The sequence below is a fragment of the Pseudomonas sp. J452 genome (assembly GCF_024666525.1).
In the GTDB taxonomy this organism is placed as follows: domain Bacteria; phylum Pseudomonadota; class Gammaproteobacteria; order Pseudomonadales; family Pseudomonadaceae; genus Aquipseudomonas.
On the sequence record NZ_CP088294.1, the window covers coordinates 4493839 to 4520190 of the forward strand.

The 26352-nt window shown below is 64.1% G+C and carries 29 protein-coding genes; 19 read left to right on the forward strand and 10 right to left on the reverse strand.

The features are described 5' to 3' along the window. The first annotated feature begins 25 nt into the window (after positions 1-25). The 4 genes from LRS11_RS20515 to LRS11_RS20530 all read left to right on the forward strand — a co-directional run bounded on the left by LRS11_RS20515 (position 26) and on the right by LRS11_RS20530 (position 3098). Positions 26-751, forward strand: coding sequence for a substrate-binding periplasmic protein (locus tag LRS11_RS20515; protein WP_260494678.1), 726 nt, complete (start codon positions 26-28; stop codon positions 749-751). A 99-nt stretch (positions 752-850) separates the two neighbouring features. Continuing rightward, positions 851-1486, forward strand: a complete 636-nt coding sequence (locus tag LRS11_RS20520) for a DUF1326 domain-containing protein (protein ID WP_260494679.1) — start codon at positions 851-853, stop codon at positions 1484-1486. A 3-nt stretch (positions 1487-1489) separates the two neighbouring features. Next, positions 1490-2284 carry a DUF2182 domain-containing protein gene (locus tag LRS11_RS20525; protein WP_260494680.1) on the forward strand — a complete coding sequence of 265 codons (795 nt, stop codon included), beginning with the start codon at positions 1490-1492 and terminating at the stop codon, positions 2282-2284. Positions 2285-2510: 226 nt separating this feature from the next. After that, on the forward strand, positions 2511-3098 hold the full coding sequence (locus tag LRS11_RS20530; RefSeq protein ID WP_260494681.1) for an MFS transporter permease: 588 nt from the start codon (positions 2511-2513) through the stop codon (positions 3096-3098). Between the two features lie 38 nt (positions 3099-3136). Here LRS11_RS20530 and LRS11_RS20535 read toward each other — a convergent pair whose 3' ends face one another. The 5 genes from LRS11_RS20535 to LRS11_RS20555 all read right to left on the reverse strand — a co-directional run bounded on the left by LRS11_RS20535 (position 3137) and on the right by LRS11_RS20555 (position 7847). Beyond that, positions 3137-4228, reverse strand: a complete 1092-nt coding sequence (locus LRS11_RS20535) for an extracellular solute-binding protein (protein WP_260494682.1) — start codon at positions 4226-4228, stop codon at positions 3137-3139. Between the two features lie 9 nt (positions 4229-4237). Next, the gene (aguA, locus tag LRS11_RS20540) at positions 4238-5350 is read right to left on the reverse strand and encodes an agmatine deiminase (RefSeq protein ID WP_260494683.1); all 1113 of its coding nucleotides are present in this window, start codon (positions 5348-5350) and stop codon (positions 4238-4240) included. Positions 5351-5447: 97 nt separating this feature from the next. Beyond that, entirely contained in the window at positions 5448-6335 is an 888-nt protein-coding gene (locus LRS11_RS20545) for a LysR substrate-binding domain-containing protein (RefSeq protein ID WP_260494684.1), read from the reverse strand. A 243-nt stretch (positions 6336-6578) separates the two neighbouring features. Next, the gene (locus tag LRS11_RS20550; protein WP_260494685.1) at positions 6579-7010 is read right to left on the reverse strand and encodes a 3-isopropylmalate dehydratase; all 432 of its coding nucleotides are present in this window, start codon (positions 7008-7010) and stop codon (positions 6579-6581) included. Between the two features lie 123 nt (positions 7011-7133). Beyond that, entirely contained in the window at positions 7134-7847 is a 714-nt protein-coding gene (locus tag LRS11_RS20555) for an ABC transporter substrate-binding protein (RefSeq protein ID WP_260494686.1), read from the reverse strand. A gap of 329 nt (positions 7848-8176) precedes the next feature. Here LRS11_RS20555 and LRS11_RS20560 point away from each other — a divergent pair, with 329 nt between their 5' ends. From LRS11_RS20560 to LRS11_RS20575, 4 genes are all read left to right on the forward strand, one after another. Beyond that, entirely contained in the window at positions 8177-8437 is a 261-nt protein-coding gene (locus tag LRS11_RS20560; RefSeq protein ID WP_260494687.1) for a hypothetical protein, read from the forward strand. 315 nt (positions 8438-8752) lie between these two features. After that, positions 8753-9379 (forward strand): DUF502 domain-containing protein, encoded by a 627-nt coding sequence (locus LRS11_RS20565; protein WP_260494688.1) that lies wholly within the window; start codon positions 8753-8755, stop codon positions 9377-9379. Between the two features lie 65 nt (positions 9380-9444). Next, on the forward strand, positions 9445-10230 hold the full coding sequence (locus LRS11_RS20570; protein ID WP_260494689.1) for a dienelactone hydrolase family protein: 786 nt from the start codon (positions 9445-9447) through the stop codon (positions 10228-10230). A 223-nt stretch (positions 10231-10453) separates the two neighbouring features. After that, positions 10454-11158 (forward strand): 4'-phosphopantetheinyl transferase, encoded by a 705-nt coding sequence (locus tag LRS11_RS20575; protein ID WP_260494690.1) that lies wholly within the window; start codon positions 10454-10456, stop codon positions 11156-11158. Between the two features lie 181 nt (positions 11159-11339). Here the strand turns inward: LRS11_RS20575 and metE are convergent, their stop codons facing one another. Beyond that, complete coding sequence (metE, locus tag LRS11_RS20580) at positions 11340-13661, reverse strand: 5-methyltetrahydropteroyltriglutamate--homocysteine S-methyltransferase (protein WP_260494691.1); 2322 nt, start codon at positions 13659-13661, stop codon at positions 11340-11342. A 180-nt stretch (positions 13662-13841) separates the two neighbouring features. Between metE and metR the strand changes: the two genes are divergently transcribed. The 3 genes from metR to LRS11_RS20595 all read left to right on the forward strand — a co-directional run bounded on the left by metR (position 13842) and on the right by LRS11_RS20595 (position 16325). Further along, positions 13842-14762: a transcriptional regulator MetR gene (metR, locus tag LRS11_RS20585; RefSeq protein WP_260496967.1), complete on the forward strand. Its 921-nt coding sequence runs from the start codon at positions 13842-13844 to the stop codon at positions 14760-14762. 233 nt (positions 14763-14995) lie between these two features. Continuing rightward, positions 14996-15886 carry a M23 family metallopeptidase gene (locus LRS11_RS20590; protein WP_260494692.1) on the forward strand — a complete coding sequence of 297 codons (891 nt, stop codon included), beginning with the start codon at positions 14996-14998 and terminating at the stop codon, positions 15884-15886. Positions 15887-15950: 64 nt separating this feature from the next. Then, a complete protein-coding gene (locus LRS11_RS20595) occupies positions 15951-16325 on the forward strand; it encodes a hypothetical protein (protein WP_260494693.1) in 375 nt (124 codons plus the stop codon). On the opposite strand, the gene LRS11_RS20600 is transcribed toward LRS11_RS20595, so the two are convergent. Further along, on the reverse strand, positions 16322-17065 hold the full coding sequence (locus LRS11_RS20600; protein ID WP_260494694.1) for a class I SAM-dependent DNA methyltransferase: 744 nt from the start codon (positions 17063-17065) through the stop codon (positions 16322-16324). The two genes, LRS11_RS20595 and LRS11_RS20600, sit on opposite strands and share 4 nt — an antisense overlap. Positions 17066-17331: 266 nt before the next feature. On the opposite strand from LRS11_RS20600, the gene LRS11_RS20605 reads away from it, so the two are divergent. The 6 genes from LRS11_RS20605 (at position 17332) to LRS11_RS20630 (ending at position 21813) form a co-directional block, all read left to right on the forward strand. After that, a complete protein-coding gene (locus LRS11_RS20605; RefSeq protein ID WP_260494695.1) occupies positions 17332-17703 on the forward strand; it encodes a hypothetical protein in 372 nt (123 codons plus the stop codon). Next, on the forward strand, positions 17700-18065 hold the full coding sequence (locus LRS11_RS20610) for a hypothetical protein (protein ID WP_260494696.1): 366 nt from the start codon (positions 17700-17702) through the stop codon (positions 18063-18065). The genes LRS11_RS20605 and LRS11_RS20610 overlap by 4 nt, the downstream gene beginning before the upstream one ends. Then, complete coding sequence (locus LRS11_RS20615) at positions 18062-18775, forward strand: hypothetical protein (RefSeq protein ID WP_260494697.1); 714 nt, start codon at positions 18062-18064, stop codon at positions 18773-18775. Before LRS11_RS20610 ends, LRS11_RS20615 begins: the two co-directional genes overlap by 4 nt. Positions 18776-18805: 30 nt before the next feature. Continuing rightward, positions 18806-19201, forward strand: coding sequence for a hypothetical protein (locus LRS11_RS20620; RefSeq protein WP_260494698.1), 396 nt, complete (start codon positions 18806-18808; stop codon positions 19199-19201). Positions 19202-19408: 207 nt separating this feature from the next. Continuing rightward, positions 19409-19954: a hypothetical protein gene (locus LRS11_RS20625; protein WP_260494699.1), complete on the forward strand. Its 546-nt coding sequence runs from the start codon at positions 19409-19411 to the stop codon at positions 19952-19954. A 245-nt stretch (positions 19955-20199) separates the two neighbouring features. Beyond that, entirely contained in the window at positions 20200-21813 is a 1614-nt protein-coding gene (locus tag LRS11_RS20630; protein ID WP_260494700.1) for an FMN-binding glutamate synthase family protein, read from the forward strand. Positions 21814-22034: 221 nt separating this feature from the next. Here the strand turns inward: LRS11_RS20630 and LRS11_RS20635 are convergent, their stop codons facing one another. Beyond that, positions 22035-23135: a polyamine ABC transporter substrate-binding protein gene (locus LRS11_RS20635; RefSeq protein ID WP_260494701.1), complete on the reverse strand. Its 1101-nt coding sequence runs from the start codon at positions 23133-23135 to the stop codon at positions 22035-22037. Between the two features lie 37 nt (positions 23136-23172). Beyond that, entirely contained in the window at positions 23173-23988 is an 816-nt protein-coding gene (locus tag LRS11_RS20640; RefSeq protein ID WP_260494702.1) for a carbon-nitrogen hydrolase family protein, read from the reverse strand. A 121-nt stretch (positions 23989-24109) separates the two neighbouring features. Between LRS11_RS20640 and LRS11_RS20645 the strand changes: the two genes are divergently transcribed. After that, positions 24110-24880, forward strand: a complete 771-nt coding sequence (locus LRS11_RS20645; protein WP_260494703.1) for a helix-turn-helix transcriptional regulator — start codon at positions 24110-24112, stop codon at positions 24878-24880. A gap of 86 nt (positions 24881-24966) precedes the next feature. Further along, positions 24967-25707 (forward strand): glutathione S-transferase family protein, encoded by a 741-nt coding sequence (locus tag LRS11_RS20650; RefSeq protein ID WP_260494704.1) that lies wholly within the window; start codon positions 24967-24969, stop codon positions 25705-25707. 150 nt (positions 25708-25857) lie between these two features. Here LRS11_RS20650 and LRS11_RS20655 read toward each other — a convergent pair whose 3' ends face one another. Continuing rightward, positions 25858-26268, reverse strand: coding sequence for a VOC family protein (locus LRS11_RS20655; protein WP_260494705.1), 411 nt, complete (start codon positions 26266-26268; stop codon positions 25858-25860). Between the last annotated feature and the right edge of the window lie 84 nt (positions 26269-26352).

Sequence of the window (26352 nt, forward strand, 5' to 3'; positions counted from 1 at the left end):
AGTCCCTCGCCAACCCGGTACCGCCATGCGCTTGTTGCCACTTGCCCTGCTGCTATTGAGCGCAGCCCTCGGCGCCGAAGAGCGGCCCTTGCGCTTCTCCGTGACCGAGAGCTGGGCCATGCCGATGATGCAGATCGACAACGGCAAGGCCTCCGCCGGCATCCTTTACGACCTGCAGATGCGCCTGGCGCAAAAGGTCGGCCGGCGCGCCGAACTGATGGTGATGCCACGCCTGCGGGTGCAGCAGATGCTGGTGCGCGGCGAGATCGACGTGCGCTGCTACGTCAACCCGGCCTGGCTGCACGAGTCGCACTACCAGTACATCTGGAGCGTGCCGTTCATGGTCCAGCGCGATGTGCTGGTGAGCCGCGTGCACGACCAGCCACCGCCCCCCGCCCAAGCCCAGGGCGAGCTGGTCGGCACCGTGCTGGGTTTCATCTATCCCAGACTGGAACCGCTGTTCGCCAGTGGCCACCTGCGCCGCGACGACGCGCGCACCCAGGAGCTGGCCCTGGAAAAACTGGAAGCCCATCGCTACCGCTATGCGGTGAGCAACGACATGGCGCTGCAGTGGTACAACCGTCGCCAGCCGCCGGCGCGCCAGCTGCAAGCAATCAGCGAACTGAGCGCCGACCTGGTCGCCTGCATTGTCCGTGACGCACCGGATGTGCCGACCATGCCCCTGCTGCGCGCCCTGGTACAGATGAGTAACGACGGCGAGTTCGAGGCCATCCTCGCCAAGTACCGTTAGGCATCTGCCGCTGATCAGCGCGGGCCCGCTCTGGCAGCCACTCGGCTAGCCTTGCAAGAGGGGGATCACTCATTCCGTCAGCGACGGGAAGGAGGAGCCATGAGCATGGCCAACTGGCGCATGCAGGGTGACGAGTTCGCCACCTGCAACTGCAACTGGGGCTGTCCCTGCCAATTCAGCGCGCTGCCTAGCCACGGCAAGTGCGAAGCCGTGGTGGCGATGCGCATCGACCACGGTTACCTCAATGAGACGATCCTCGACGGCCTGGTCTGGGTCGCCACCTTCGCCTGGCCTGGCGCCATTCATGAAGGCAACGGACGTTGCCAGGTGTTCATCGAACAAAGTGCCAGCGCCGCCCAGCGCCAGGCCCTGCTGACCATCCTCAGCGGCGCCGAGACCGACCCCGGGGCGACCGTGTTCCAGGTCTTCGCCAGCACCATCAGCGAGATGTTCGAGCCACAATTCGTCGCTATCGAATTGCAGGTGGATGTCGCCGCCCGCCAGGCCAAGGTCAGCATCCCCGGCGTGCTGGAGGCGACCGGCGAGCCGATCCGCAACCCGGTCAGCGGCGAAGCCCAGCGCGTACGCCTGGTGCTGCCCGACGGTTTCGAGTTCACCGAGGCGGAAATGGCCAGCGGCAGCTACGTCACCCACAACCAGGTACGTATCCAGTCGCAGAACAGCCACGGTCACTTCGCCCACCTGCACTTCACCGGGCGCGGCGTCGTGCGCTAAGCGATGCAGCCCGCACCGGCCGCGAGCAAGCGCCTGCTCGATCATGGGCAATGGCGCCTGCTCGGCTGCCTGCTGGCGCTGATCGCCCTGGCCTGGTTCGAACTCTGGCGCATGAGCCAGGCCATGGTCGCGCCTGGCGGCATGCTGGACATGGCCATGGCTGGCATGCCGATGCCCTGGAGCCTGACCGACGCCGCGCTGATGCTGGCCATGTGGCTGCTGATGATGCTGGCGATGATGCTGCCCAGCGCCCTGCCCATGCTGCTGCTCTACCAGCAATTGCTCAAGCGGCGCCTGCCGACCGGCCAGCACCTGCTGGCCATGAGCCTGTTCATCGCCGCCTACTTGCTGGTCTGGGGCGGTTTCTCGCTGCTCGCCACTCTGTTGCAGTGGTGGCTCGATCACCTGAGCCTGCTTAGCCCCGAACTGCGCAGCACCAGCATCTGGCTGGCGGCCGCCCTGCTGTTCGGCGCCGGGCTGTATCAGTGGCTGCCGCTGAAACAGGCCTGCCTGCGGCACTGCCAGGGCCCGGTGCTGTTCCTCGCCGGGCACTGGCGCCCCGGCGTCAGTGGCGGCTGGTCCATGGGCCTGCGCCACGGCCTGTATTGCCTGGGTTGCTGCTGGGCGCTGATGGGCCTGCTGTTCGTGGTCGGGGCGATGAACCTGCTGTGGGTAGCGCTGATCGCCGCCTATGTGCTGCTGGAAAAACTGCTGGCCAGCGGCCCCTGGCTGGCCCGTGGCGCCGGCCTGCTGCTGATGGGCTGGGCACTGCACCTGCTGTTGCCGGCCTGGATATAGACGAACGGGCTGTGGCTCAGGACAGTTTTCGTGCCGCGCGGATCGGCTAGCAGGCCGCTGAAAAATGTTGACGAGGCAGCCGAGACAAGGCGAAAACGGCCGAAAAATCGCAGTTTACGCGTTGTAAATGAGCATTTTGAGGCAGTTTTCAACGCAGTATCGGCAACGCAGGTAGTTTTTCAACGGCCTGCTAGACTGCCGCCTCCCATCCTCGTAAGGACACGCCATGGACAACGTCTACAAAGCCCCCGAAGCCGCCCTCATCGACCCCGCCACGACAGCTGGCGGCACCGCCTTCTTCGTCACCTCGATCCGCAAGATGGCCATCCTCTATATCGCCACCCTGGGCATGTACGTCCTCTACTGGGGCTACAAGCAGTGGGACAGTCAGCGCCACAGCATGCCCAAGCGGATCATGCCGGTGTGGCGCTCAATCTTTATCATCTTCTTCATGCACAGCCTGGCGCGCCGGATTGGCGAGCGCCTGCAGGCCCAGGGCCAGCCACTGGGGAAACCCAGCGGCGCCGCGACCCTGTTCGTGGTGTTGGTGGTGCTGGGCGGCGTGCTCGGCAGCGTCACCTCGCGCAACGATGTGCCGGTCATCCTCGATATCCTGGCGCTGCTCCTGCAACTCGCCTCGTTGCTGCCGATGATCAGCATCCAGCGCCAGGCCAACCTGGCCAGCGGCGACCCGGAAGGTGCCAGCAACAGCAGCATGTCCGGCAGCAACATCGCCTTCCTGATCCTTGGTGGCCTGCTCTGGCTGCTCTATCTGGCCGGTCTGGTGATGATCATCCTACTCGGCGGCGCCTGATTCACTTCGCCAGAGCCAAACCCGGCTCTGGCCCCTCCTCACAACCCCGACTTCAACTTGCTGAACGCCCGCGTCAGCGCCCGGTTGAAGGCGGGACTGTTGTCGTTCTTGGTGTACAGCTTGGCGCGCAGCTCCTGCGGCGGATAAGTGCCCGGATCGGCGAGGATCGTCGGATCGACCGTGGCATTCGCCGCCGGCACCGCGTTGGCGTAGTAGATGCTGTTGCTGATGGCGCCGATCACTTCGGGGGTCATCAGGTGATCCATCAGCGCCAGCGCTTCTTGCGGGTGCGGCGCATCCTTGGGGATGACCATCGCATCGAACCAGATCAGCGTGCCTTCGCGCGGGATGCTGTAGTGCAGGCTGTAGGGCTTGCCCGCCTGCTGCGCCTGGCCGGCGGCGATCGACACGTTGCCGTTCCACGACATCGCCAGGCAGGTATCGCCATTGGCCAGGTCGGCGATATTGCGGTCATTGTCGAAGTAGCGGATCGACGGCCGTACCTTGGCCAGGTGCGCTTCGGCCAGCTTGAGGTCGTCGAGGCTCTGCTTGTTGATGTCCAGCCCCAGGTAGCGGAAGGTCGCGGCGAACACCTCGTTGGGATCATTGAGGAAGCTCACCCCGCAGTCGGCGAACTTGGCCACCACCTGCGGATCGAGCAGCATCGCCCAACTGTCGGTCGGCGCCTCGGCCATGCGCTTGGCAATGGCCTCCTTCTGGTAGCCGACACCGGTGGTACCCCACACATACAGCCCGGCATAGCGGTTGCCCGGATCGAAGGCGGCCATATGCCCGGTGAACTCAGCATCCAGCCCGGCGAAGTGCGGCAACGCAGCCTTGTCCAGCGGCTGCAACGCGCCACTGCTGATCGCCCGCTGCAGGTGCTGGCCGGCGGTCAGCACCAGGTCATAGCCACTGCGCCCGGTGAGCAGCTTGGTCTCCACGGTTTCCAGCGAGTCGAAGTGATCGGCCACCACCTTGATCCCGGTCTTCTTTTCGAAGGAAGACAGGGTGTCCGGCGCCAGGTATTCGTTCCAGATGTACAGGTTGACCTGTTTCGCGGCCTCGGCCGCCTGCGCATTCGCGCAGGCGGCCAGCCCCAGAGCCAGCAGGGTTGCGTGCAGTCTCATGAGCATCTCCTAGGCGCGCTTGGGCGCGGCGTATTGCGGCATGGTGATGCAGGCGACGTTGCCGCCACCGAGGAGGATCTCCCGCGAGTTCTCGATGCCAAGGATGCGGTGCTTGGGGAACAGCTCGGCCAGGGTGGCCTGGGCGACACGGTCGCAGGGGTCGTTGAACAGCGGCACGACGATGGCCGAGTTGCCGGCGTAGTAGTTGATGTACGAGGCGCAGATCTGCGTGCCGGCCTGGCGCGTATGGGTGGCGTCGTCCTGGTCCAGACCATCGGCCTCTTCCGCCGTCCACTCCAGCACGCGCGGTTGCGGCAGCTTGTGCACTTCCAGCGCGCGGCCCTGGGCGTCGCGGGTGCTGCGCAGGATGTCGTAGGCCTCCTGGTAGATTTCCCACTGCGGGTCGTTGCGGTCGTCGGTCCACTGCTGCACCACCACGCCGGGGCGCACGAAGCAGGCCAGGTCGTCGATATGGCCGTCGGTTTCGTCGAACTTGCAGCCGCGCGGCAGCCAGATCACCTGCTCGGCACCGAGGTAATCCTGCAGGCGACGGGTCATCTCGTCCTTGCCCAGATGGGCGTTGCGGTTGCGGTTGAGCAGGCACTGCTCGGTGGTCAGCAGGGTGCGCTGACCATCAGTCTGGATGCCACCCATCTCGGCGATGAAGGGCGCGCGGTAGCGGTCGTAGCCTTCGATCTCGAGGATCTTCTGCGCGATCTGGTCGTCCTTGTCCCAGGGGTAGTAGAGGCCGCCGTCGAGGCCGCCGTAGGCGTTGAACTCGAAGTCCACGCCGCGCACCTCGCCGCTGTCGTCATTGACCAGAAAGGCCGGGCCGCTGTCGCGGAACCAGGTGTCGTTGCAGGTCATTTCCACCACCCGCACATGGGCCGGTAGCTGGCGGCGGGCGTTGGCGTACTGGCTGGCCGAAGCGCACACGGTGACCGGCTCGCTGGTCGCGATGGCGCTGACGATATCGACCCAGACCTTTTGCGCCGGCTTGGCACCGTTGCGCCACACGTCGGTGCGCTCCGGCCAGCCGAGCCAGCAGCGGGCCTTGGGTTCGAATTCACCGGGCAGGCGGAAGCCGTCGGTTTTCGGGAGAGAGGTCAGGGAACGGGCCATTGCTAGGTACTCGTCGGTGGCTGTTGGATAGCTCGACAGTACCCGTGGCAGAGCGCCCGCGACCAATGACCATTATCGCGGGATAGATGAATCTAATTCAGATATTGGCCAGCTGATCAGTGAACCATTCGACGAACTGCGCCACCGCTGGCTTATCCAGGCGCAACCGTTCGCAGACCAGCGCGTACTGCCCGAGCGAAGCCACGCTGGCGGCAAACGGGCGCACCAGGCGGCCACTGGCCAGGTCCTCGGCGCTGGTCAGGTTGTCGCCGATGGCCACGCCCTGGCCGCGCGCGGCGGCTTCCATGGTCAGCCCGGCATGGCCGAGGTAGAGATGGCGCTGCGGCTGGATATCGCCGGCGTGGGTGGTCAGCCAGGCGGTCCAGGTCTTGCCGTCCTGGTCGTCGTGCAGCAGGCAGTGGCGGGCCAGGTCGCGCGGGTGTTTGAGTGGCAACTGGTTGAACAGGCCGGGGCTACATACCGGGAAAAACAGCAGAGTCGGCAATGGCCGCACGAAGTAGGTGCTGCCATCGGTCGGGCCGGTGCCGTAGGTAATCGCCAGGTCGATTTCCTCGCCCGGCTGGGTCGCTTCCAGCGGTTGCTCATAGAGGTGCAGGGTGATCTGCGGATAGCGCTCGCTGAAATCCGCCAGGCGCCCGATCAGCCACTTCTGCGCCAGCTCGGCGGTCACCGCGATGCGCAGTTGCGCCTGGGAACCGGGGTCACGCAATTCATCACAGGCCTCGCCGATCAGCTCGAAGGCCTGCTGCAGGCTGCGCAACAGGCGCTTGGCCTGCGGCGTGGGGCGCACTTGGCGGCCGTCGCGCTGGAATAACTGCGTGCCGAGTTGCTCTTCGAGCTGGCGAATCTGGTGGCTGACCGCGCTATCGGTGACGCACAGCTCGGCAGCCGCGCGGCCGAAATGGGCATGCCGCGCGGCACACTCGAAGGTGCGCAGGGCGGTGAGAGAGGGCAGGCGACGCATGGCAACTGGCTTCCCGGCAAAAGCCGGCATGCTTGCTCAGCAGGCACGCCGGCATCCAGTGGGGTGACGCTGGCGGCTCTTCAGAGCCTACCGGGGTCACTCAGAGCCTTTTCACGATTTTCTGAATTAGAGCCAGGCAAGGCGAAAATGACCGAGGGAGCGGAGTTTACGAGCTGTAAATGAGCATCCCGAGGTCATTTTTAACGCGGCATGGCCGACAGTCAGGAGATCGTGAACAGGCTCTCAGGGCTTGGGCATATCCGGGCGAATATCGAAACCACCCTTGTTCTCGCTGACGATGCGGAAGGCGTAGGTCTCACCGGCCGTCACCGGCACCGCCAGCTCGCGCAACAGGCGGCCCATGCTGCACAGGGTGTCGTCCTGCTTGTCCAGGGTGATACCCACCACCCGCGTGCCCGCCGGCACCTGGAAGGTCGCCACCTCACCGATGCCGATACGCGCCGCTACCTGGCGATCCACTTCGATGGCCACATAGCAGCCGCCGCCCATCATGCCCAGGTCACGGTTGACCACGATCTGCCCAGCCCCTTCACGCACTTCCTGGAAAGCCAGCAGGCGGTCGGCCGGCACCGGTTGCACATGCTCCGGATCGGCACGAAAGGACGAACAACCGGCCAGCAACAGCAACGGCAGAACTGCAGAGATCAAGCGCATGGAAGCCCTCCTTGGGCGATCTGGGATGCACCCCAGTATTGGCGCTTTCGGCGCTACGACTCAAGTAGTGCCCGGTCAGTCTGCTGCGGAGTCGATGGGCCAGGGCGGAAAACCTGGCGTTGCTCAGTGTTCCAGCCAGGTCCGACGCAACTGCGCCATGCTGCCATCCGCCTTGAGCCGCAGCAGCTCGGCCTGCCAGCGCGCGACCAGCTCGTCCGGCAAGGCCCGGGAAAAGCTCAGGTAGCTGATCGCCGGGGCCACACGATAGACCTGCTCCACCGCATCGGCCTCGACCTTGGCACGCGCCAGCAGATCGGGCACTTGCAGCTCATCCATCGCCAGCAGCGGTTGCCGGCCGGCCAGCAGCATGAGCATGGCCGTCAGTGAGGTCTCGGACAGCACCAGATTGCTGAAGCCTTCACCCTGCAGGAAGGTGTGGGTGTAGAAGGCCCGCGGCAGCAGGATTCCGGAAAATTGCTTGGCTTCAGCCAGGCTGGCAATCCGGATGCCCGAGCCGGCGCGCGCATAGAAGCTGGTCCGCGACTCCAGCAACGGCCCCACCCACTTGAACAGGCTCTCGCGCTCGACCGTGCGCTTGGGGCAGACCAGCACGATGTTGGGCTCGGCCAGACCGATCTGGTAGGCACGCGACCAGGGCAACACCTCGATCGGCGTGGTGTCTCCCAGGCGCTGCTGGATCGCCTTGACCACCTCGACACAGAAACCGGTCACCTGGCCGTCACGCGTGAACGCCAGTGGCGGCACCTCGGTCGTGAGGATGCGCAGCTCAGCCGCCACGCCGACCGTGCTGCCAACCAGCAGAAGCAGAACCAGCATCCCTGCCCAGCGAACCGCTGCAGCCCTCATCGCCTGACTCCATGGGTGTCGAGTTCTAGGTATAGGCCCACGGTCGACCACATACCAGCCAGCTCGGCATGACGCGCCAGTCAGTTGTTTGTGTGAGCTGCAAAAAACTGGCTAAGGCCGGCGAGCGTTGCACGGGCGCACAGTGGCCGCGCCGACGAAAAGGCCCGCTGCCCAGCGGAGTCACTGCAGCTGGAGTCCTGAGCCAAGGTCGCAACCGGCCTGACATCGGCTTTAGCCGACTGGGATCTGCCGGCCAGGTATACTCCTGCCCCTTCCCCTCTGGCTCGCCGTGAACCGTCATGACTTCCAAAACCTCGCCTGACCAAGCCACCGCTGCCACTCAGAGCGAAGTAACGCTCGACGCCGATGGCGCAGCCAGCCCAGCCGAACCATCCGGCAAGCCGGTGATTCCTGCCTTCAGCTTCCCCTTTGCGCCAGCCACCTTCGCGCCGGGCAAGGGCGACAATCAGCCCTGGCACCAGAAGGGCAACAAATCCGCGCACGAGAAGAAGATCGGCGCCGCCCCACCCGGGACTCGCCGCTCGATGGGCAAACGTTAAGCGCCTCTGTTTGGGATCTTTTTTGCAGTGCCATAGCGGCGTGTGAAGGGGGTCCGGAGCACCTCCCCTGTCTCGTTCATAGGAGCAGGAGGTAGAACGAGGCAGTCAGCCGAAGCCAGGGGACAGAGACCGCGGGCCAATGCCCTCTCCCCCAGCCCCTCTCCCACAAGTGGGAGAGGGGAGTTTCCGAGATCAGCCAAAGGTTCTACGCGCCGGCTGATGCCTGCGTGACTGCCGGCCAAAGCGGGTAGGCAGCGCCCAGGCTTTGCACTAGCCTTGGCGCCGCCATTCGATGCCAGCCCAGCGGACGCTCCCATGTTCAAACGCAGCTTCAATTCGCTTCTCACCACCTGGCTGGCCGGCCTGCTGGCGCTGTTGCCGCTAGCCCTGAGCCTGGCCCTGCTGGGCTGGCTGGTGAGCCTGCTCAACCAGCTGATCGGCCCCACCAGCTTTGTCGGCAAACTGTTCGCTGAGCTGGGCCAGCCCTTCGTCAGCAGCCCATTGCTGGCCTGGTTGCTCGGCACCCTGGCGCTGCTGGTGGCGCTCTATCCGCTCGGCCTGGCCGTGCAGCTCGGCCTCAAAGGCCCGCTGCGCCGCCTGTTCGACCGCACCCTGCGGCGCATCCCGCTGCTCGGCAACCTGTATGGCCTGGCCGATCGCTTCGTCGGCCTGCTCGACCAGCAGGAAGGCGCCGACCTGGCAGCCATGCGTCCGGTCTGGTGCTTCTTCGGCGGTGACGGCACGGCGGTGCTGGCCCTGCTGCCCAACCCGCAGCCCATCGAGATCGACGGCCGCGCCTACCACGCCATTCTGGTGCCGACCGCGCCCGTACCGGTCGGTGGCGGCCTGCTGTATGTGCCGGTGGAGTGGGTCAAGCCGGCGGAGATGGGCATGGACCGCTTCACCAGCATCTATGTATCGATGGGCATCACCCCGCCCTGATCGCCTTCACAGTTCCCCGCCGGCAGCCTAGGCTTGGGGCTCTCGCCCACTGACGGAGAAGCCCCATGCGCAACCTGCTACTCGGCCTACTGCTTTGCGGCAGCACCTTTGCCCAAGCCGCCATCCAGACCCGCGAGATGCTCTATACCGGCCCCGATGGCACCCAGCTGATCGGCTACCTGGCCTGGGACGATGCCATCGCCGGTGCCCGCCCCGGGGTGGTCGTGGTGCATGAGTGGTGGGGCCTGAACGACTACGCCAAGCGCCGCGCCCGTGACCTCGCTGCCCTCGGCTACAGCGCCCTGGCCATCGACATGTACGGCGGCGGCAAGAACACCCAGCACCCGGACGATGCCAAGGCCTTCATGAGCGCCGCCATGGCCAGTAGCGAGGCGGCCAAGGCCCGTTTCAATGCAGGCCTCGAACTGCTCAAGGCGCAGCCGCAGACCGACCCGGCTCGCCTGGCCGCGATCGGCTACTGCTTCGGCGGCAAGGTGGTGCTGGACATGGCCCGCCAGGGCGTGCCGCTGGCCGCCGTGGTCAGCTTCCACGGCGCACTGGCCACCGCCACCCCAGCCACGCCAGGCAGCGTCAAGGCCAAGGTGCTGGTCGAACATGGTGCAGACGACAGTTTCATCACGCCGCAGCAGATCAGTGACTTCAAGACGGAAATGGACAAGGCAGGTGCCGACTACCGCTTCGTCGAACTGCCCGGAGCCAAGCACGGCTTCAGCAACCCGGATGCCGATGCGCACAAGGGCCACGGCCTCGACCTCGGCTACCAGAAAGCAGCTGACGAGCGTTCCTGGGCCGATATGCAGGCGCTGTTCAAGGATGTGTTGGCCAAATAGCGGGCAAAAAAAACGGGAGCCCTGCCGGGCTCCCGCACTCACTCAGTAGAGTAAATCCACAGCGGCAAATTGCCGGATGTGGCTACAACCTCACCAGCGCTCACTTGGAACGCATGTCCCATATTGGCAAAAAACAAGCGCTTGCTCTGTATCGCTTCGTTACGTCTGTGCAAAGAAGTGTAAACGGCTAGCCCGTCCCTGCGCTGCACGGCAGAATGCCGGCATGAATCACTTCCCCCCTTTCTGCAGCCTGCTGCCCTGTGCCTGGCCTGCGCCCCTGGACTTGCCGGGGGCGCAACTGGTGCGCGCCCAGTTCGACCCCGCGCAACTGCACGCCGAGGACTTTCAGCGCTGCGGCATTGCCGCGGTCAACGGGGTGGCCAAGCGCCAGGGCGAATACCTGGCCGGCCGTCTGTGTGCCCGCGAGGCGCTACGCCAGCTGCACGGCAAACCCAGCGTGCCGGAGCGCGGTGAGGATGGCGCCCCGCAGTGGCCGCTCGGCGTGGTCGGCTCCATCACCCACGGCGCCGGCCAGGCCGCCGCACTGGTGGCCCACGCCCGCGACTGGCAAGGCCTGGGCCTGGATGTGGAGCAGCAACTCAGCGCCACCCGCGCCGCCAAGCTGGCCGGCGAGATTCTCACCCCGGCCGAGCTGGAGCGTGCCAGCGGACTGCAACCCGAGGCCTTCGCCCGCCTGGTGACCCTGACCTTCTCCCTCAAGGAAAGTCTGTTCAAGGCGCTCTACCCCCTGGTGCGCCAGCGCTTCTACTTCCACGATGCCGAGCTGTTGCGCTGGAGCGAGGATGGCCGCGCGCGGCTACGCCTGCTGATCGACCTGGGTAGCGGCTGGTCGAGTGGCAGCGAGCTGGATGGCCAGTTCGCCGAATTCGATGGCTATTTGCTGAGTTTGCTTGGGGTAGCGGCGTAGCCCGTCAAAAGCGCCCTCTCCCCAACCCTCGGCTTTGGCTTCCTGCGTCGCTCTAACTCCTGCATCCATGCAGTCGTCTCCCATAAATGGGAGAGGGAGCAGTCCGTGGCCCGGATAAAATCCGCTGGGACCTGATAGGCCGCTCCCGGATTACATCCGGGCTACCCAGAACCAGGGCCCCTCAAGCCAGCTCCGCCCGCAACTGCCGCGCCGCCGCCACCATGTTCACCAGCGCCGCTTCGGTCTCCGGCCAGGCGCGGGTTTTCAGGCCGCAGTCCGGGTTGACCCACAGCCGCTCGGCCGGCACCCGCTGCGCGGCTTTTCTCATCAGACGCAGAATTTCGCCGGTGTCCGGCACCCGTGGCGAGTGGATGTCGTACACCCCCGGGCCGATATCGTTGGGGTAGTCGAAGACCTCGAACGCCTGCAGCAATTCCATGTCCGAGCGCGAAGTCTCGATGGTGATCACGTCGGCATCCATCGCCGCGATGGACTCGATCACGTCATTGAACTCGCTGTAGCACATGTGCGTGTGGATCTGCGTTGCGTTGCGCACGCCACTGGCGCACAGGCGGAAGGCCTCGGTGGCCCAGTCCAGATAACCCTGCCAGTGCGCCCTGCGCAGCGGCAGTCCCTCGCGGAAGGCGGCCTCGTCGATCTGGATGACCTTGATTCCGGCAGCCTCCAGGTCCACCACTTCGTCACGGATGGCCAGGGCCAACTGCCGCGCCTGCTGCTCGCGGGAAATATCGTCGCGCGGGAAGGACCACATCAGCATGGTCACCGGGCCGGTGAGCATGCCCTTCATCAGCTTGTCGGTCAGGCTTTGCGCATAGCTGCTCCACGCCACCGTCATCGGCTGCGGACGACTCAGGTCGCCATAGATGATCGCCGGCTTCACACAACGCGAACCGTAGCTCTGCACCCAGCCAAAGCGGGTGAAGGCGTAGCCATCCAGCTGCTCGGCGAAGTACTCGACCATGTCGTTGCGCTCGGCCTCGCCATGCACCAGCACATCCAGGCCGAGCTGCTCTTGCACGCTGACGGCATGGCGGATTTCGCTGTGCATGGCCTCGGTGTACTCGACCGCCGACAGCTTGCCGGCCTTGAACGCCTGGCGTGCCAGACGGATCGCCGAGGTCTGCGGAAAGGAACCGATGGTGGTGGTGGGAAACGCCGGCAGTTGCAGACGCGCACGCTGCTGCTCGATGCGCACGGCGAACGGCGACTGGCGCTGGCTGTCGGCCGCCGTGACAGCGGCCAACCGCGCCTGCACCGCCGGTTGGTGGATGCGCGACGACTGCGCCCGACTGCGCTGCACCGCCTGACTGGCCGCCAAGGCCGCTTGCACGCGGGCAGCCTGCGGATCATTCAGCGCCGCGACCAGCACGCCGACTTCCGCACACTTCTGCACGGCAAACGCCAGCCAGCTGCGCAGCTCTGCATCCAGCTGGTCCTCACGCGCCAGGTCGACCGGACTGTGCAACAGCGAGCAGCTCGGCGCCACCCACAGACGGCTGCCCAGGCGCTCATGGGCCTGCTGCAACACCTCCAAGGCCTGCTGCAGATCCGTGTGCCAGACATTGCGCCCATTGACCACGCCGAGCGACAGCACCTTGTAGGCCGGCAGGCGGTCGAGGATCGCCGGGAATTGCTCCGGCGCGCGCACCAGGTCGATATGCAGGCCATCCACCGGCAAACCGGCGGCCAGGCCGAGGTTGTCTTCCAGGCCGGCGAAATAGGTGGCGATCAGCTTCTTGCCCGGCTCGCGCTGGAGGATGTTGTAGGCGCGCTCGAAGGCATTCTTCCACTCCGGCGGCAGGTCGAGGGCGAGGATCGGCTCGTCGATCTGCACCCACTCCACGCCTTGCGCCGCCAGGCGCTGGAGGATTTCACCGTAGACCGGCAGCAGGCGCTCGAGCAGGTCGAGTTTGTTGAACTCGCTGCCCTTGGCTTTGCCCAGCCACAGGTAGGTCAGCGGGCCGATCAGCACCGGCTTTAGCTGGTAACCGAGAGCGTGGCCCTCCTCCACTTCCTCGAACAGTTGCTCCCAGCTCAGCTCGAACTGCTGGTCGGCACTGAACTCCGGAACCAGGTAGTGGTAGTTGGTATCGAACCACTTGGTCAGTTCCTGGGCAGACGCGGGCTGGGCATGCGCACCGCCGCAGCAGGCGTTCGGGCTGCGCGGGTTCGCGGAAACACCCCGCGCCATGGCGAACAGAGTCTCCAGGGTCGGCTTGCCGCCGTGCGGGCGGAAGCGCTCGGGAATCACGCCGAAGGCCAGCGAGTGGCCCAGCACCTGGTCGTACCAGGCGAAGTCGCCGACCGGCAGCAGCTCGATGCCGGCGTCTTTCTGCAGCTGCCAGTGGCTGGCACGCAGCTGGCGGCCAACGGCGCGCAGGCCGGCTTCATCCAGCTCGCCCTGCCAGTAGGCTTCGAGGGCTTTCTTCAGTTCGCGGTCGCGACCGATGCGGGGGAAGCCGAGGTTATGGGCCAATGCCATGGGTCTATCTCCTTGTTCGTCTATGGCGCCATTCTCGACACCCGACCACACATGAGACAAACTCAACATATTCTCGATGAACTACAGTTTTACTCACGATTATCGTAGGGCGGGTGAAACCCGCGCATCCCGCCGCGGGTTTCACCCGCCCTACCCATGCCCATCAACAGCGAGGCCACCATGCTGGAAATCCGCCACCTGAAAACCCTGCACGCCCTGCGCGAGGCCGACAGCCTGGTGGAAGCCGCCGAGCGCCTGCACCTGACCCAGTCGGCGCTGTCGCACCAGTTCAAGGAGCTGGAAAGCCAGCTCGGCCTGTCGCTGTTCATCCGCAAGACCAAGCCGGTGCGCTTCACCAGCGCCGGTCTGCGCCTGCTGCAACTGGCCGACAGCCTGCTGCCGCAGATGCGCGCCGCCGAACGCGACCTCACGCGCCTGGCCGGTGGCACTGCCGGGCGCCTGCACATGGCCATCGAATGCCACAGCTGCTTCCAGTGGCTGATGCCGACCATCGACCAGTTCCGCGACGCCTGGCCGGAAGTCGAGCTGGATCTGGCCTCCGGCTTCTCCTTCGCCCCGCTGCCGGCCCTGGCCCGTGGCGACCTCGACCTGGTGGTGACCTCCGACCCGGTGGAACTGGCCGGCATCACCTACGTACCGCTGTTCACCTACGAAGCCATGCTCGCCGTGGGCAACCAGCACCCGCTGGCCGGCAAGCCCTACATAGTTCCCGAAGACCTAACCAAGGAAATCCTCATCACCTACCCGGTGGAGCGCGACCGCCTGGACATTTTCACCCGCTTCTTAGAGCCGGCCGACGTCGAGCCGGCGCAGGTGCGTACCTCGGAGCTCACGGTGATGATGATGCAGCTGGTGGCCAGCGGCCGTGGCGTGTGCGGCCTGCCCAACTGGGCGCTGCACGAATACAGCTCGCGCGGCTACGTCACGGCCAAGCGCCTGGGCGACAAGGGCCTGTTCGCCACCCTCTACGCCGGCATCCGCGCCGACATGCTCGACGCCCCCTTCATGCGCGACTTCCTGCTCACGGCCAAGGACACCTCCTTCTCCACCCTGGAAGGCGTCAGCGCCGCGCGCAACTGACCCCGCGCCGCAACGGACGGCACGACATGGACAGCGCCAAGACAAAACGGTAGCGTCCGAACCCAGCCAGCCTGTTGCATGATTCAGCGAGCGCATTACCGCGCTCGCTCCCCAAGCAGACCAGGCCGTGGCGGATAACAAGGAAGTGCCATCTAGCCGTCACGCTTAAAGACGAGCGCTAGGTGGCAGGGCAATTAGTAGGGAACGCCGCGGTGAAAATAAGCGCATTGCACATGACCAGCTGCTTGCTGGCGACATGCTTGTCCTGCAGTTCTTTCAGCCAGGAAATGTACAAGTACCGAGACAGCAACGGTAAATGGGTGTTTAGCGACAAGCGCCCGGCAGGCACAGAAGACGTAGAAAGCCTTAACTACCAAGCCCCGCAAAAAACGGCGCCCAAGCCGGCGGTATACAGGCAGCAACAGGATGGTTGGCATTATCTGATCGCCAATAATCCCTATCACGCCCCCGTTGAATTCAGGGTTCTTTCTGCCGCCTTTGCAGCCGGCTCGCACACCCATATCGCGGCTGGGGCGAAACAGGAAGTCCTGTACAAAAGTCGAACCCCGACTCCCGCCTATCGTTATGGCTGGCAACTAGGTGATCCTGCTACCCAGGAAGTCGATTACCTGTATCAGTCCCCGGTCTCTTCCAGGGCGCAGCACACCATCACCCAATCATTCAACGGTACGTTTTCCCACACCGATGCCGCCAATAAGCATGCTGTCGATATCGCGATGCCGGTGGGCACCCACATCAGTGCTGCCCGCGAGGGCACCGTCATCTGGACCAAGGACGACTACCACATGAGCGGAAAGACCGAGTACTTTCTGGACAAGGCGAACTATATAAAAGTCCTCCATGACGACGGCACCTATGCCGTCTATGCGCACATCCTGATGGGCAGCGCCATGGTTCAGCCGGGGGACAGGATCAAAGCGGGGGACGTGCTGGCGCGCTCTGGTTCGTCGGGGTATTCCACGGGGCCTCACTTGCACTTTGTGATCCGTAAAAATGCCGGTTTGAAGACCACCTCCATACCCTTCAAATTTGTCGATCTGGGCGGCACGCCTTTTGTGCCAACAAGGGGCATGAAAATACAAGGGGTGGGCACAGCCCCCTGACTCACCCTCGCGGCGTCTCGGGGTCGTCTAGCGCCTCCTCACTTAATCACCACGCAGCAATGCCATGTACACACTGCTCGACTTCACCGACAAACACCTCGCCGACTACCTGAATTCAGCACTGAGAAGGCACGGCCTGGATTCCTATGTGTTCAGCAGCGGGAAAGGCCACGACGGCGCAGACATCTTCTCTATCAGCTGCCTGCAGCCAGGCGAACTCAAGCTGGGCAGACACCTCATCTACAGCAGCCGCTATTTTCTGAACGACCTAGCGCCGGAGGCCGCCAGTGAACTGCGGTTAATACGCGACACACATAATCAGGGAATTTTAAAACTGCTCACCTCGAAACCGGCGCTCATCGCTTCGGCCCTGGCACTGACCACCGCCGCCCTGGGCTATCTCTTTGAGCTGTGGCGTATCGAGTGGGCTCAGCCCTAACGCTTGATACAGACAAATATCGCGTTGCCGGATTCGCCATCCCAAGACGCGATCCGCACGTAGTCATGCTCAAACACATGCACTGCAAAATAGGGTTCCAGCAACTTTTGCAGCTCAGCAAAACTCACCGCCACCATGGGATGTTCGTCCTGCCAGGACTGCGTCACGCCCTGCGTGGTCTTCTCGATACTGAGCCGCAGCGATTGTTGCTCGCCATGGCCGCCGTAGTGCCAGCCGGAGCTGAAGGTAAAGTGGCTGCCGTCATGCTCCACCGTATGCCGTGCGCATGACTGGTTGTTGATCTGGCCCTTGTCGACTGCATTGAAGCAGAACACTCCATTCTCACTGAGTGCGCCATGCACACGGGCAATGCACTGTTGCAGCCGCTCAACTGTGCCGCTGTAGTGGATGGAGTAAAGGAAGCAGGTAATCAGATCCAGTGGCTCGTCGACCTTGAAAGCACACATATCCTGCAAGCTGAAGTGCGCTTCGGGACAGCGCCGCTGGGCAATATCCAGCATGGGTTGGTTGATATCCAGCCCCGCACTGTTGAACCCCGCATCGATGAAGTGCCGCACATGCGGCCCGGTGCCGCAGGCCAGATCGAGGTGATCGCTGCCGTTATTGCCGAACAACTGATTAAGCCGGTGCACGCCGTTGCTTTGTGCCGGGTAGTCAATGTCGGCACACATCAGGTCGTAATAGCCGGACAGATCGGTATACAAAGCAGTGGAAGACATGATGAGCCGGCCATTCGAGCGAAAAATTCAGAGCGCGCATGGTATAGACAAGCAGCCATCCGCGCATGCAGAGCACTCAAGGTAGATTCAAGGCCACTGATTCAAGCCACGATCGGTACGCCAGTCGAAAGGCCCGCAATGAGCTGAAGCCTGGTGCGCAAGGTGCTTGAATCACGCCTGCCAGATATCTCGCTCGGATAAACTCAACCGCCAGACAACAAGGACGTGAACATCTCGTGACTGCCCCGTGGCTGTGTAGATACCTGTTGTGGATCGATGGGCTGGCGGCCGCCAGCGCCGGGGTGCTGATGCTCGCCATCGGTGACCGCTTGAGCGGTTGGTATCAGCTCCCCCCAGCGCTGCTGCACCTCATCGGCCTGGTGAGCCTGGGCTACGCCACCTATTCCCTCTCGCTGGCCCTGCGGGCCAGGCGCCCACGCACACTCATCGTGCTGCTGGTGATAGCCAACTCGTTGTGGGCGGCGGCGTGCTTACGCTGGGCAGTGGTTTTCGCCCCCACGGCCAGCCCCTGGGGGCTGGCCCATTTACTCGGTGAGAGCGCTTTTGTCGGTGGCCTGGCGTTGCTGGAGTGGCGCTGGCGGGCACGCTTGGCCACGCCTGCGGAAGCAACAGCGTGAACGGGCCAGACAGCATCTATCGCGCAGGCCGCAGCCTCCAGAGCCTGGGCCTGCCTGCAGCCCTGCCCGTAGCGCCATTACTGATGCTGCTGGCCAGCGAGGCGCACGCCTTCCAGCCCTGCCCTGGCGCTAGCCAACCCTGCGCCTCGCCCGAACAGCTGTTGCTGCTGGTGATACTGCCCTGCCTGGTGCTGAGCGGGCTGGCGCTGCTGGCCAAAAAACTTCAGCGGCGCTGGCTCCGAATCAGCAGCTGGCTGCTGCTGGGCAGCCTAGGGCTGCTCTGGTTGCTCGCCATCAATGCCGCCTTCAACGCCTACCTCGCACCCTGTGCGACAGGCTGCTGGTATGGCATTGCCAATTGAACGACGCGACTTCTGCCAGGCTTCCAATCGAGATGAACATACGCACGCCACTGATCGCTGTAACGCTGCTCATTTGTGCCAATTCAGGGGCTCAGGCCACGGAGAAAATCTGGCCTCTGCTGTTACCCGGCCAGTACCACGTCGACGAGGCTCCAACACAGCCGGGCCCCGGCTGGTTGGCCCTGACGGCCCGTAACGCCGTCTGGCGCCTAGAACCAACACACCTGCAGGCCAATCGCGTATATGACCCGGTGCTTGACCCTGATGAACAGAGCAAAACCGGTATCGAACTGACCTCTGCCGATAGCACAGCTATTGCCTATCTGCGCCTGCCAGGCCTAGTGCCTGGCCAACTAACCACGGCCAGACTGCTACGCGGCGAACTGGAGCAACCGATCACCGACGAGTCACCGGCTCCGCGTCTCTTGTTTGGCGGACGCGAGTACGACTTCGTCCGCGCTGGCGAGACCATTTCGCTGCGCAGCGGTACACAGAGCAGCGTACTGGAGGGCCTGGTAGTAGGTGATGCGAACAGCGACAACAGCGTGTCGTTACGATGGGCCGGCGACCTTGATGGCGACGGTGAACTGGACCTGCTGATGAGCTACACCCGGTACAACCAGTCGGGAGCTTGTTTGTTCCTGACCCAGGGCACACCCGACAAGGTTCTGATACGCCCCACGGCTTGCCATGGTGGAGTGGGCTGCTAATGCCATGTTAACTGTAAAGAGTACGGATAAATGTTACTGCTGATTGAATATCTAATTTTATTTGGCCCTGCTTTAATGTTTGCTGGTATCGGCATAGCGATATTACCTCTAGGCTTACTAATGGGCGGTCACGGCATGTTCATTAGCGGAATATCTATCATCGTGCTCATCGAGCTGTTTTCTTTGTTAGGGCTATACGGCTGTTTTCAGCTGCTTCGCAAACGTCTAGACCCAACTATTTCCGTAGCAAAACCAGCGGCCTTACTTATTCAAGTTTTACTTGGTGGCGTTGCTGTAATTGCTTTTGGTCTAATGGGCGCGTTTTACGAAATTGGCTGGCATCTTTATATACTCGGCGCACCAGTTATAGGTGCACTACATTTAATTTATTTAAATCGGGAGTATCTGTTTGGCAATCACAGCTAACAAGTCGATCAAGGCCACTCACATTCGTTCGCTGGATAACTGCAGTCTGCGCATTTTATGCCCAGCCTTACACTGCCCCTTAGTTCTGCGCTACAGGCCACGGAATTTGACCGCACGCTGATCCAACCGATAAACCCACCGCCCCGACCAGCTGATTGGATTGGCACTTCGCTCCTGTTGCTGGAGCGGCACGACAAGGACTCCGTGATGCGGCTACTCGCTGTCAAACTCTTGCTGACCCTGCTGGTTGCCGGTGCGCTGGCCTACCCCCTGCTGCAGCCCGAGACCAACGCCGGTATTTTCCGGGAACTCGAGATGCTTGGGCCGCTTGGCGCCATCAGCCTCACGCTGCTGTTCCTGCTGGCGGTGTTTCTCTACTGCCGGGATCTGCAACGTGCGCTGTCACTGGTTCAACCCGCGTGTCGTGCCGCCGCGCCACGCAGCGTATGGCTGATGTTCCTGCTGCCGTACAACTTCATCGAAGACTTCTTCATCGTCGCCCATGTCGCCCAGTCACTGCGCCGGGAAGCCCGGACCAATGACGCGCTGCGCCCCTTCTCGCGCTTCGGCATGCTGTCTGGCATCGGCTGGTGCAGCGCACAGATCGTCTCGCTGATCCCCCACGCCATCGGCTCGCTGGCGGGCCTACTGGCCGTGCCGTTGTGGCTGGCGCACTGGCACCTGATCCGCAGGATCAACCGCGCCCTGGACGCAGCGCCGCCCGCTATAGTTGAACCAGGCAACGCCGGATGAACGAATCTAAAGCATGCCCAGGCGTTAGCCCATACGGTGGGCAATGCCAGCGCTCTGCTCCCCTCTCCCACTTGTGGGAGAGGGGCGGGGGGCCGGGGGGAGAGGAAACGCAAATCCACCCTCTCCCCAGCCCTCTCCCGTAAACGGGAGAGGGGGCGAAAAACCTACCTGATCTACATTACGTACCGCAGGTACTGTTCAGCACCGATCAACCGTCAGCTCCCCCTCACCGGCAAGGAATCCCCATGAGCCTGTCGCTGCTCAATCGCTATGCCTTCTTCGCCTTCTGCGTGCTGTTTACCCTACTCAGCCTGCCGTTTCTCGGGGCTCATGAATGGTTGTGGGCGCTGACCCTGCTCACCGGCGTGCTCAGTCTGGTCGGCCTCAACGATCTGCTGCAGACGCGCCAGGCGGTGCGACGCAACTACCCGATCCTGGGCAATATCCGCTACCTGGTGGAGGGCCTGCGCCCGGAGATCCGCCAGTACCTGCTGGAGGCCGATGGCGACAAGCTGCCGTTCTCCCGCGCGCAGCGTTCGCTGGTGTATGCGCGGGCGAAGAACCAGAGCGCCGACAAGGCCTTCGGCACCCTCAGCGATGTGTACCAGAGCGGCTTCGAGTTCATCGGCCACTCCATGCTGCCGGCCGAACACTGCGACCCCAGCAGCTTCCGCGTCACGGTCGGCGGGCCGCAGTGCACCCAGCCCTACTCGGCCTCGGTGTTCAATATCTCGGCGATGAGCTTCGGCTCGCTCAGCGCCAACGCCATCCGCGCGCTGAACCAGGGCGCCCAGCGCGGCGGTTTCTACCACGACACCGGCGAGGGCAGCATCAGTCCCTACCACCGCGAGCATGGCGGCGATCTGGTGTGGGAGCTGGGCAGCGGCTACTTCGGCTGCCGCACGGAGGATGGCCGCTTCGACCCGGCCCGCTTCGCCGAGCAGGCACGCAACCCGCAAGTGAAGATGATCGAGATCAAGCTGAGCCAGGGCGCCAAGCCGGGTCATGGCGGCATCCTGCCCAAGCACAAGGTCACCGCGGAAATCTCCCTCACCCGTGGCGTGCCGATGGGCCAGGACTGCATCTCGCCGGCGCGCCACAGTGCCTTCGCCACGCCGCTGCAGCTGCTGCAGTTCATCGCGCAGCTGCGTCAGCTGGCGGATGGCAAACCGATCGGCTTCAAGTTCTGCCTGGGCCATCCGTGGGAGTTCATGGGCATCGCCAAGGCCATGCTGGAAAGCGGCATCCTCCCCGACTTCATCGTGGTCGATGGCAAGGAAGGTGGCACCGGCGCGGCGCCGCTGGAGTTCACCGACCATATCGGCGTGCCGCTGCGCGAAGGCCTGCTGTTCGTGCACAACACCCTGGTCGGCTGCGGCCTGCGCGACAAGATCAAGCTCGGCGCCAGCGGCAAGATCGTCAGCGCCTTCGACATCGCCAGCGTCATGGCCCTCGGTGCCGACTGGGCCAACTCGGCGCGCGGCTTCATGTTCGCCATTGGCTGCATCCAGTCGCAGAGCTGCCACACCAATAAGTGCCCGACCGGCGTGGCCACCCAGGACCCACTGCGCCAGCGCGCCCTAGTGGTGCCGGACAAGGCCGAGCGGGTGCACAGCTTTCACCGCAACACCCTCAAGGCCCTGGCCGAGATGCTCGCCGCCGCTGGCCTCAGCCACCCGTCGCAGGTCGAGGCCAGGCACCTGGTGCGGCGCATGTCGGCCAGCGAGATCAAGCTGTACTCGCAGCTGCATGTATTCCTCAAACCGGGCGAGCTGCTCAGCGGCGAGGTGTCCGGCGAGTTCTACCCGCGCATGTGGAGCATGGCGCGAGCCGACAGCTTCGAGGCGGCGGAGGTCTAACCCTACGCGCTGTGGCACTAGGTAGCCCGGATGTAATCCGGGAGTGGTCTGAGGGCCTACCGAGATTCCCCGGATTTCATCCGGGCTACGGACTGGGGAAATAGTGAGTTGGCAAATTCCCTCTCCCCCAGCCCCTCTCCCACAAGTGGGAGAGGGGAGCTTCCCGCGCTGCGCAAGTTTTCAGAGAACGCGGGTTGCACCCGCCCTACGCGAAACGGCAATCAGCTACCGGTCTTGATCTTGTTCCAAGTCCGCGTGCGTACGCGCTCGACCTTCAGCGGCAGCGGTTCGAGGGTGAACAGCGTGGCCATCACTTCGGCCGACGGGTAGACGCCGGGATTGTTGCGGATCTCGGCATCGACTAGCGGGCTGGCATCCAGGTTGGCATTCGGGTAGCCAACGTGGTTGCTGGTGGCAGCCATAGGTAGCGCCCGCATCAGGTAGTCGATCAGCGCCAGGCCTTGCTGCGGATGCGGTGCATCCTTGAGCAGCACCAGGCTCTCCATCCACACCGGTGCGCCTTCACGCGGGATGCTGTAGCGGATGTCGCGGCCGTTGTTGGCGGCCTTGGCGTTCTTCTGCGCCTCGAACACTCCGCCACCCCAGCCGAGCACCACGCAGATATCGCCGTTGGACAGGTCGGTGATGAACTTGGACGAGTCGAAGTAGCGGATATGCGGGCGCACCTTGGCCAGCAGCGCTTCGGCCTGCTTGTAGTCCGCGGGATTGCGGCTGTTCGGCGGCAGTCCCAGGTAATGCAGGGCGATGGGGATGATCTCGCCCGGCGCATCGAGCATGGCCACGCCACACTGGCTGAGCTTGGCCAGGTTGTCTTCCTTGAAGATCAGTTCCCAGGAATCCACCGGGGCGCTGTCGCCCAGCGCGGCTTTGACCTTGGCCTGGTCGTAGCCGATGCCGGTGGTGCCCCACAGGTAAGGCACGGCATGCCGGTTGTCCGGATCATTGCTCTGCAGCTTGTCGAGAATGGCGCCGTCGAGGCGCTGCCAGTTGGGCAACTGTTCGCGTGGCAGTTCCGCCAGCACGCCGGCCTTGATCAGGTTCGGCAACAGGCTGTCGGTGACCACCACCACGTCATAGCCGCTGCGCCCGGTGAGCAGCTTGCTGGTCAGCACCTCGCCGCTGTCGAAGGTATCGAGCAGCGTCTGGATGCCGCTGTCGCGGGCGAAGTCCTTGGTCACTTCGGGGCCGATGAAGTCGTACCAGTTGTACAGGTGCACCACCGGTTCGGCGGCCTGCACGGGGCCGAGCGCCAGGCCGCACAGGGCGACCAGGCTCAGTTGCAGGGAGCGGGGAAAATTCATGGGGTAACTCCTGGGGAAATCGGGGCGCAGGGCGGGTTCAGGGCAGCAGCAGCTCGCGGCGGCCGTCGGCATGTTCGCGGCGCTCGCCCTGCAGCGGCAGGCGGCGGTCGGCCAGGTAGTGGTAATAGCTGCGGGCCGCGCCGACGCGGGCCAGATCCAGCGTCAGGCTCAGCCGGCACTCGTCGCGGCCGCTCTCGCAGAGCAGTTGGCCGAAGGGATCGACCACCGCGCTGCCACCGGCGAACACCAGGCCGTCATCGCCGGCGCCGACCCGGTTGACCATCAGCGCGTAGAGCTGGTTTTCCTGGGCACGCGCCAGCAGTGCGGTGCGGTGCACCGGGCCGTAGGGGTCCATGTTGCCGTTGCACACCACGATCAGCTCGGCACCCAACTCGCCGAGGGCGCGGGCGTTTTCCGGGAACTCGATGTCGTAGCAGATCAGCAGACCGATGCGCACACCGCGCCAGACCACCGTGGCATGGCGGTCACCGGGCACTACCAGGCTGCGCTCGTCGGGCCACAGGTGGGTCTTGCGGTAGCGCAGGGCAATGCCTTCGGGGGTGATCAGCAGGCTGGTGTTGTAGAAGGTGCCGGCGTCGTTCTCGATCAGGCCGACCACCACCGCCACATCGCGCTCGCGGGCGGCACGCTGTACGGCCTGCACGCTGGGGCCATCCAGCGGCTCGGCGATGCGGGCGACGCTGCTGGCGGAGGGAAAACCGCACAGCCCGGTCTCGGGAAACACCAGCAGATCGCTGTCGGCGGCGCAGCTGGCGATGGTCTGCAGGGTGCGTTCGAGGTTGTAGGGGGTGTCGCCATCGCGACCGGCCAGTTGGAAGAGTTCGACCTTCATGCAGACTCCTGGGGTTGTTCAACGGGGCCGCAAGCGGGCACCCTGTATGTGCAATCGAGTATGCCGGGGCTGCACACTGCCGGTAATCACGTGGATGGAGTAACCCTGCGGGGGTAGGAGCATGGGCTTGCAGTTGCAGGATATCGCCTGGCACCAGTCGGTCGGCCGGCTGATCGAGACGCTGGACAAGCCGCTGTTCTGGGTCGCCCTGGCGCGCCTGCTGCAGCAGTACGTACCGTCCGATAGCTGGGTGGTGCTGCTGTTCAGCCGCGATCGGCCGCAGGTGTTCGCCGAGTGCCCCGGCGACGGCGGCCCCGACCCGCTGTTCCAGGACTACCTGCAGGGCCTCTACCTGCTCGACCCCTTCTACATCGCCAGCCGCGAGCAGCAGTTCGCCGGCCTGCTGCGCCTGGCCGACGTGGCCCCGGAATGCTTCGAGCAGACCGACTACTACCAGCGCTATTTCCGCCTCAACGTGGTGGCCGACGAGATCCAGTTCAACGTGCCGCTGGAGGGCGAACGCACCTTGTGTCTGTCGCTGGGTGCATGCCAGCCGTTCAGCCCGGAACAGATCGCCCTGCTCGGCCTAATCCAGCCCTGGGTCATGGCCCTGATGCGCCAGCGCCTGGCCTTCGAGCAGGAACTGCTGGCCCGCCCGGCAGCACCGGCCCCAGCCTGGCAGCACCGCCTGGAAAGCGCCGGCGAGCTCACCGCCCGCGAACTGGAAATCGCCCGGCTGATGCTCAGCGGCGGCTCGGGCAAGGAAATCGCCCGGCGCCTGGGCATCTCCGCGGAAACCGTCAAGGTCCACCGCAAGCACATCTACGCCAAGCTCGGCATCAAGTCGCAGTCCGAGCTGTTTGCCCTGTTCCTGCAAGCGCAGCAGAGCTGAAAGCTGGAACTGATCGCGCGACTAGGTAGTCAGCTAAGTGTCCTTTACACTTCGCCCAAAGTTTATGGCACAAGGCCACCACCCCGATGCGCACCCTGTACCAGTTCCCGATTTCCCACTACTGCGAAAAGACCCGCTGGCACCTTGAGCACAAGGGCCTCGACTACCAGGTCGCCAACCTGTTTCCCGGCCTGCACCGTTTCACGAGCAAGCGCCTGGCCGGCATTGTCACCCTGCCGATCCTGCAGGATGGCGCCACCCGCATCGGCGACTCCACCGCCATCGCCCTGCACCTGGAACAGGCCTACCCGGATCTACCACTGCTGCCGGAAGATGCCGCCCAGCGCGCGGCCGTGCTCGAACTGGAGGAGCGCTTCGACCGCCTCGGCGTGCATGTGCGGCGCTGGCTGTATGGCCAGATCAAGGACTGGAGCTCGGTGATGCACGCCATGCTCAAGGTCTACCGGCCCTGGTTCGGCCTGCGTGATCTGCTGCAGCCGCTGCTGATCAATGGCGTGCAGAAGCTCTACGGGGTGACCCCCGAGCGCGTGGCCAAATCCCGGATCGAACTGCTGGCAGGCCTCGACCTGATCGAACAGCAAATCGGCGGTGACCCGGCGCGCTACCTGGTCGGTGAGCGCCTGAGCCTGGCCGATGTCAGCGCCGCGGCCCTCTATGCCCCGCTGTTCACCCCGACCGGCACGCCCTGGGACGGCATTGCCGGGCATGACGCCGAGACCCAGCGCTTCCTCGACCAGCTCTACGCCCGTCCGGCCGGGCAGTGGGTGCTGCGCCGCTATGCCGAGGATCGCCCGCGCGCCGAGTGATGGCGCGTTAGCAGGCTGTTGAAAAACGTTGGCGAGGTAGCCAGCGCAAGGCAAAAACAGGCGAAAAAGCGCAGTTTACGAGCTGTAAATGAGCATTTTGAGCCTGTTTTTAACGCCGCGAGGCAACGCAGGTAGTTTTTCAACAGCCTGTTACTCGCTCCAGGGGTCGTAGCTGCCCACGCTCCACAGGTGGCCTTCCGCATCCTTGCAGGTGAAGCCGCGGCCGCCGTATTCCTCGTCCTTGATCGGCATCAGCACCTCGAACCCGGCCTGCTGCACGCGGGCATACACGGCATCGGCATCCTCGACCTGCAGGTACATAGCCTGCGTGTTGCCGCCGACCTGCTGCGGCTCGCGCATATGCTGGCCGAAGCCGCTGTCCTTGAGCGAGCCGAGCATCAGCATGCCGCTGCCGTGCAGCAGCTGGGCATGCTCGATCTGGCCGTTGCCGGCCGATACGCGCAGCTGTTCGCGAAAGCCGAAGACCTGGCACAGCCAGGTGATGGCTGCCGGCGCATCGCGATAGAGGATGACGGGGATCAGGCTGGAGCCCTTGTCCATGGGTATTCTCCTTGAGACTGAAAAATGATCGGTGCTGCTTCGGCCTGGCAGGCCTGGCGCAGGTCAGACTCGCCGCCACCCGCA